6 protein-coding genes are annotated in these 7,053 nt (G+C 68.8%); 1 reads left to right on the forward strand and 5 read right to left on the reverse strand.

All coding sequences use genetic code 11. The features are described 5' to 3' along the window. Positions 1 to 8: 8 nt before the first annotated feature. The 3 genes from AX721_RS10800 to AX721_RS10810 form a co-directional block, all read right to left on the reverse strand. The gene (locus tag AX721_RS10800; protein WP_068876026.1) at positions 9 to 2,465 is read right to left on the reverse strand and encodes a TonB-dependent receptor; all 2,457 of its coding nucleotides are present in this window, start codon (positions 2,463 to 2,465) and stop codon (positions 9 to 11) included. 66 nt (positions 2,466 to 2,531) lie between these two features. After that, positions 2,532 to 3,068: a nuclear transport factor 2 family protein gene (locus AX721_RS10805; protein ID WP_156467122.1), complete on the reverse strand. Its 537-nt coding sequence runs from the start codon at positions 3,066 to 3,068 to the stop codon at positions 2,532 to 2,534. 5 nt (positions 3,069 to 3,073) lie between these two features. Further along, entirely contained in the window at positions 3,074 to 4,579 is a 1,506-nt protein-coding gene (locus AX721_RS10810; protein WP_068876028.1) for an aldehyde dehydrogenase, read from the reverse strand. A 272-nt stretch (positions 4,580 to 4,851) separates the two neighbouring features. Between AX721_RS10810 and AX721_RS10815 the strand changes: the two genes are divergently transcribed. Continuing rightward, positions 4,852 to 5,502, forward strand: a complete 651-nt coding sequence (locus tag AX721_RS10815; RefSeq protein WP_068876029.1) for a TetR/AcrR family transcriptional regulator — start codon at positions 4,852 to 4,854, stop codon at positions 5,500 to 5,502. Here the strand turns inward: AX721_RS10815 and AX721_RS10820 are convergent. Both AX721_RS10820 and AX721_RS10825 read right to left on the reverse strand, forming a co-directional pair. Then, positions 5,484 to 6,305: an enoyl-CoA hydratase-related protein gene (locus AX721_RS10820; protein WP_068876030.1), complete on the reverse strand. Its 822-nt coding sequence runs from the start codon at positions 6,303 to 6,305 to the stop codon at positions 5,484 to 5,486. The two genes, AX721_RS10815 and AX721_RS10820, sit on opposite strands and share 19 nt — an antisense overlap. Continuing rightward, positions 6,302 to 7,053: DUF2889 domain-containing protein (locus tag AX721_RS10825; RefSeq protein WP_156467123.1), on the reverse strand; the 752-nt coding region annotated here is incomplete at its 5' end. The genes AX721_RS10825 and AX721_RS10820, both read right to left, overlap by 4 nt.

Consider the following 7,053-nt stretch of genomic DNA (forward strand, 5'->3'; position numbering starts at 1 on the left):
GAGGGGAACTAGTATTTCCAGGTCAGCTGCAGGGCGACGGTGCGCGGCAGGTTCGGCGTCGCGACGGAGTCGGAGCGGATCCCTGCCGCCGTCCCCGTGCCGCTGCCGGAACTGGGAGCGTCGCTGACGTTGTAGACCACGTATTCGTCGGTGAGGTTCTTGGCGAGCAGCGCCACTTCCCAGCGATTGTCCCGCGTCTTCAGCCGGATCGCCGCGTCGAGCGTGGCGTAGGAGTCCTGCTTCGAGGCCGGGTTGCCGAAGGGATTGCCGAGGTAGCTGCTGGAGTAGCGCAGATTGGCGCTGGCCCCGAACACCAGCCCGCCGCCGACGGGCCGCTCGTAGTTCGCCTCCAGCGCGCCCGTCCACTTCGGCGCGAGCGCCGTGGGCTTGCCGCCGAGGTCCTGGATCGAACGGCCCCCGACGATCGTGCAGCCGTCCACCGGCCGCTGGCCGCCCCAGCACGGCGCGCCGGCGAACTCGATGTAGCGGGCCCGGTTGTAGGCGAGGGCGGCGCGCAGCACGAGGCCGGGGACCTCGGCGGGCGCCCATTCCACTTCGGTCTCGACGCCCTTGGAGCGCGAGGAGCCCGCATTCTGAGTGATGTACTGGATCCGGGTGGCGTCGAAATAGTCCACCTGCAGGTCCGAGTACTTGTAGGTGTAGGCGTCGATCGAGAACCGCAGCCGACCGTTCAGCACCGCCCCGCGCACGCCGGCCTCGAAGCCTTCGGCGCTTTCAGGTTGGAAGGCCAGATCGTTGACCGTGGTGTTGCCGATCGCACTGTCCAGGGCGCTTCCCGAGAAGCCGCCGGACTTGAAGCCCTGCTTGTACGACGCGAAGGCGGTCCAGTTGTCGGCGGGCTTCCAGGTGAGCGTCAGCTCTGGCGACAGGTCGTTGAAGCTCTGGTCGGCGAGGATCGGCCGGTTCTGCCGGAAGACGGGCTGGAACGGCGCGATGACGTAGGGCTGGACGAACTGGGAGTCCTTGGTCTCGTGGGTGTAGCGGGCTCCCGCGGTGAGCTCGAGCTCAGGCGTGAACTTCCATTGCAACTGGGCGAAGCCCGCGAAGGTGCGGCCGTCGGTGTAGGAGCGCTTGGCGACGGTGATGTAGCGCTTGGTGGGATCCGCGGCGGTCGAGTCCTCGAGGGCCCCGGGGAATATGATCTGCTGGTCGAAGTCCAGCCGCGTGCTCTGGAAGTAGACGCCGACCATCACGTTGATGGGGAATTCCAGCGTCGTCTGGGCTCGGATCTCCTCCGAGAACGCCTTGTATTCCGACCGTTCCGATCCCCAGGTGCCGCCGTCGGCCGCGCCGGTGAAGTCGTAGTCGCCGAGGAACCAGTTGGTGAAGTGGTGCAGGCCGGTGACGGAGGTGATGTCCGCCTTGCCGGTGGAATAGGCCGCCGCCGCGCTTACGGAGTAGGCGTCATAGTCCTGGTAGAGCTGGCCGCCGTGCCGGCCCAGCAGCGGGTTGGTGGCGGCGATGTCGGCCGGCACCGGGTTCTGCTGGATGCGCCGGTTGGCGTTGCAGGCCTCGGTCGGATTCACCTGGGTGAAGCCGCCGACGGGGCAGCGGATCGTCTCATTGTTCCAGGTGGCGTTCTCGGTGCGGTAGCGGGTGAGGCTGCCCTTGAGGTTCAGGCTGAACTCCTCGGAGGGGCGCCAAAGGGCGGTGAGGCGGACCGCGAGGTCGCGTTCGCCGGGCAGGTCGCGGACCGGAGTCTGGCCGGGGTGGACGGTGACGGCGCCCGTCGCGACGTTGAGCGTGGTCAGGCTGCGCGCCGGGGCCTCGTTCGTGACGTAGCCGTCGCGCATGTCCGAGTAGCGGACCGCCAGGCGCAGGCCCAACGTGTCGGTGACCGGCCCGGAGACGACGCCTTCGAGGTTGGCCACCTGGCCCTTGAACTCGTAGCCGACGCGACCCAGCGCCTCGAAGGATTCGCCGGGATCAGCGGAGGTGAAGGAGAGCACCCCGGCGGTGGCGTTCTTGCCGAAGAACAGGGCCTGGGGTCCGCGCAGGACCTCGACCTGTTTCATGTCGAAGAAGCCTTCGTTGATGATCCGGCCCTGGCCGTAATAGACGCCATCGAGGATCACCGCGACGGACTGCTCGATGCCGATGCTGGTGAACGTGGAGCCGATGCCGCGCAGGCTGATGGTCGCGCCCGAGCCGCTGGAGCCGCGGACCACGCTGAGCTGGGGAATGGAGGCGGCGATCGCCTCGATGCTCCGCAGCTCGTAGCGGTCCAGCTTCTCCTGCGAGATCGCGGTCACGGCGACCGGGATCTCGCGGATGTTCTCCTCGCGCTTTCGCGCCGTGACGATCACTTCCTCCAGCGCCGTGGTCTGACCGTCGTCGGCCGCCAGAGCCGGAGCCGCCCACAACAGGGCCGCTGGGGCGGCGCAGAGCAGGAGCAGGCGCGCGCGGCGTCGGTGCTGGTTTCCGTAAGGGAACTTAGAGTGCATGTTGTGTCCTCCCCCGAGGCGTTTTTCTTTGTTTGGATATGGGCCGGCCGCGTCTCGCGGACGGGGTCACTCGAACTTGGGCGGGAATGGGCGGCCGAGCTGCTCGCCGATCCGGGCGCCGCCGTACTCACCGGCCGAAATCAGTTTCAGTCGGTCCATCCGCCAGCCGTCGGCCGTGCGCACGAACCGGTTCTCGTAGCGGCCCCAGCGATGACAGTCCGCGGTTACCGGGAAGCCCGTGAACCGCTGCCAGGAATACATGTAGCAGTGCAGGATCACCTGGTCGGGCGTCTGGAAGATCAGCTCCTCGTTGGCGATGTGGTGGCTGCCGCTCACCGTTCCGCCCAGCGCCATATTCAGGAAGTCGTTCAGCGCCCGCCGGCCGCGCAGCATCGTCTCCTCGCCGCCGGGGATGAAGTTGGCGACGCAGTCCTCGACGAAGAGGGCGGACATGCCGTCGCCGTCGAGGTTGTCGGCGTGGCGGCAATAGGCATGCATCGTCTCGAGGATGTCCACGCGATCCTTCAGCTCACGGACGATCGCCTCCAGCGAGGGTTCGGCCCGAACGGCGCTGATCACGTAGTCCTTGGTCGCCTGGGACATGTCGCTCACCTGATCTTCAGCCAGACCGTCTTGGTCTGGGTGTAGTGCTCGAGGGACTCGGCGCCGAGGTTGCGTCCGTAGCCGGACTGCTTGACGCCGCCGTATGGGATCGAAGGATAGACCCGCTGATAGGTGTTGACCCACACGGTCCCGGCGCGGATCGCCTGGGTCATGCGGTGGGCGCGCGCGAGGTCGCGGGTCCAGACGCCGGCGGCCAGGCCGAACTCGGTGTCGTTGGCGATGGCGACGGCTTCCTCTTCAGTGTCGAAGGGGATGACCGCCATCACCGGCCCGAAGACCTCCTCGCGGGCGATGGTCATCTGGTTGTCGACGCCGGTGAAGATCGTGGGCTTGTGGAAATAGCCGGTGTCGCCGTGCCGTTCGCCGCCGAGCGCCACCTGCGCACCCTCGCGCTTGGCGATGTCCACGTAGCGGCAGACACGCTCGAGCTGCTCGCGGGAGACGAGCGGTCCCATCTGGGCGTCGGGCACGAAGCCGGAAGCCAGCTTGATCTCGCGCGAGCGGGCCACGACCTCGGCGACCAGCTCGTCGTGGATTCCGCGTTGGACCAGCACCCGCGAGCCCGCCGTGCAGACCTGTCCGGAGTGGCCCCAGACGGCGCCGGCGACGGTGGCCGCGGCAGCCGCCAAGTCGGCGTCGTTGAAGATGATGTGCGGGCTCTTGCCGCCGAGCTCCATGCCGACGCGCTTCAGGCGCGGCGCGGCGGCCGCCTGGATGCGACGACCCGTCTCGCACGAGCCCGTGAAGCCGATGACGTCCACCAGCGGGTGCTCGACGATCGCCGCTCCGGCCACCTCGCCGATCCCCTGCACGACGTTGACGACGCCCGGGGGGATGCCCGCCTCAAGGCAGAGCCGGCCCACCACCAGGGCCGCGAGCGGCGTCTGTTCGGCGGGCTTCAGGACGACCGAGTTGCCGCAGGCCAGGGCCGGCACAATCGAGGCCGGCGCGGCCGACGGACCGTTCCAGGGCGTGATCATGCCGACCACGCCCACCGGCTCCCGAATCTCCTGCACCACGACGTCCGGCGGGCTGGCGGGCATGCCGCCGTGCAGCTTGGTCGGCCAGCCGGCGTAGTAGTCGACGGCGTCCTGGCCGAACTTCACGATGAACTCGGAGTAGGTGCGGATCAGGCCTCCATCGATGACGTCGATGTCCATCAGGAGGTCGCGATTGTCGGCGATGAGCTGAGAGAGCCGCCGCAGCCGGCGCTCCTTCTCCATGGGCTCGAGGTTGCGCCAGCGGCCGTCCTCGAAAGCGGCCCGGGCTGAACGCACGGCGCGGTCCACGTCTTCGCGGCCGGCGGCGGCGCAACGGGCGAACTCGCGGCCGGTGGCAGGATCATAGACAGCGAAGGTCTCGCCGGAGGCCGACGGCGTGACTTCGCCCTCGATCAGATGGCCGAAACCACCCGCGGCGAGGAAATCCCTCGTCGACTTGGCCAGGGGCCAATCGTTCGGCGCATCGAGAACGGCTTCGGTCGTTTGCATAGATAGTGTCCAGTCAAGCTTTGGGCCAACGCTCAAGGCGCAGGCCGTCGCGCGCTCCGGCAGCTTGCCGCAGCGGAAGTTCAGCGTCGGGATTACTTTCTGTGAGGCGCAAAGGACCTACCGTGCGAAAACGGTGACTTGCCCACGCGCCAGTTTCACGCCACTACGGACGGTGGTGGTCGCCTTCCATTCGGGGTTCCTCCGGTTGTTTATTTATTATAATGATCATCACGTAACAGACGTTATATGACAAGCGTTTTATAAGGGTGTCAATGCCGGTTTTCGTCGATCGCGAGGAGCGCAGGCAGAAGGTCGTGGCGGTGGCGTCGCGCCTGATCGCCGAGGCGGGCCTGGAGGCCGTGACGGTGCGCGATGTCGCCACGGCGGCGGAATGCAGCACGGCCATCGTCTCGCACTATTTCCACAACAAGCGCGAGCTGCTGTTCCTCACCTACAATTCCAGCATCGACCGGGCGACAGAGCGCTGCGAAGCCGCGCTCATGGCCGCGGACGGCGACCTGAAGGCGTACGTCGGCGAGTTGATGCCGCTGACCGAGGAACAGGTCATCGAATGGAAGATCTGGCTGGCCTTCTGGGCCCGGGCCGTGTCCGATCCCGAGATCGCCGAGACGCAGAAGCGCTGCATCCTGCGGACGCGCGGCAATCTGGAACGGATCCTTCGGGACCTATACGCCCGCGGCGCGCTGGTCGGCGACCTCGACCTGGAGAGCGAGGCGCGGCGGCTCCTGACGTCCCTCATCGGCATGGCGGTGCAGGTGATGTTCGATCCGGCCGACTGGCCCGCCCAGCGGCAGCACGACGTGATCGATGGCCAGCTGGCGCAGCTGTACCGGCCGGGCCGGCGCCCATTGTCGATCACCGCACGGGTCGAGGAGAGCGTGCTTCAACGGCGGGTGCGGTAGTCGCCGAACGCCTCGTCGCGTGCGCTGAGGCCCTCGCTCACGTCGTCACGGACGCGGGCGAACGTGGCCTTCGAGCTCTCGGTGGTGAGCGCCAGCGCCTGGATTTCCGTTCCGGCGCGGATCGCGGCGCGCAGGCCCATGATCTCCATCGCCCGGTGCACCGAGCGCTTGTTCATCTGCTGCACGTCGGTGGGGATCTTGGCGATCCGTTCGGCGACCTTCAGCACCTCGGCGTCGAGATCGTCGGCCGGGAAAGCCCGGTTGGCGAACCCGACGCGGACCGCCTCCAGCCCGTCCATCGCGTCGCCCGTCAGCATCATCTCCATGGCGGGGCGCAGGCCGCAGAGCCACGCGTGGAACTGGTTGTCCGGCGGGCTCATCATGCGGACCGGCGGGTAGCCGATCTGGGCGTCCTCGGCGACGTAGACCAGGTCGCACGCCGTCGCGAGCTCCGAGCCGCCTGCCAGGCACCACCCATGCACCTGGGCGATCACGGGCTTGGCGAGGTCCCAGACGCGGAAGCAGCCTTCGACCACGTGCCGCGCCCATTGGCCGGCGCCGCCGGCGGTCTCGTACGGAAGTGGCGGCCGCGCCCCGCCGCCCAGGTCGTAGCCGGCCGAGAAGCAGGTTCCGGCGCCGCGCAGGATCGTGACCCGGACCTCCGGGTCGGCGTCGGCCGCTTCCAGCGCGCCGAAGACCTCGGCGCGCAGCGCGTTGGAGAGCGCATTGCGCTTCTCGGGCCGGTTCAGCGTGAGGCGGCGCACCAGGGGCGCGGGATCGTCGATCAGCAGGATGTCACTCACGGCAGGTCTCCAGGAAGCGGTCCCGGCCCGGCCGAGAAGTCGCGGACCGAACCGTAGCGCCGGTGCGCGTGCTCGGCGACGCCGGGGCGGAAGACGAAGCAGGCAGGCCGACGGCTGAAGTCCGCCGCGGTGGCGAAGCGATCCACTTCGAGGTCGCGGGCGGCGGCCAGGCGGATCGCCCGGCGCAGGACCAGCAGGCCCTCGGCTTCGGCATGCGGCAGGTCCTTGAGCGCCGCGGTGCGCAGGTCCGCCGGCCGCTGCCCGGCGCGTCCGGCGGGTGAGACGATGACACCGGCCTCCAGCACCCACTGCTCGGCCGCCGCGCCGTCGCGCAGCAGCAGGGCTTCCACACGGCCGCCGTCCGGGTCCGTCACGCTGACGTCGTAGCGCCGCCGCGGCTCGCCTTGGCCTGCGAGGCCGACGGCGAGGCCGGCAAGCTCCAACATATGGGTGCACTGGCCGAGCGGGTCGAGGTGACCGTAGATGGCGGTCGGATCGGTCGAGATCGGCAGGCCGACGACGGCCTCGAGGGCGGCCGCCGCACCGGGGCACCGGCTCCAGGGGTAGCGAAGGGCGCTGCCGATGGCCTCCGTCACGCGGCCGCCATCATGGCGGACGGTGACGACGAAGTGGTGGAAGTCGTCCTCCACCTCGCCCCGTACGATCCCGGCGGCGGCGTCCAGCCGGATGGCGCGCCGGAAGCGCCCGGTCATCCGATGGCGAGGGTGGCGGCGGGGCGCCATCCGGC

The organism is Phenylobacterium sp. CCH9-H3 (assembly GCF_001557235.1).
Classification (GTDB): domain Bacteria; phylum Pseudomonadota; class Alphaproteobacteria; order Caulobacterales; family Caulobacteraceae; genus Phenylobacterium.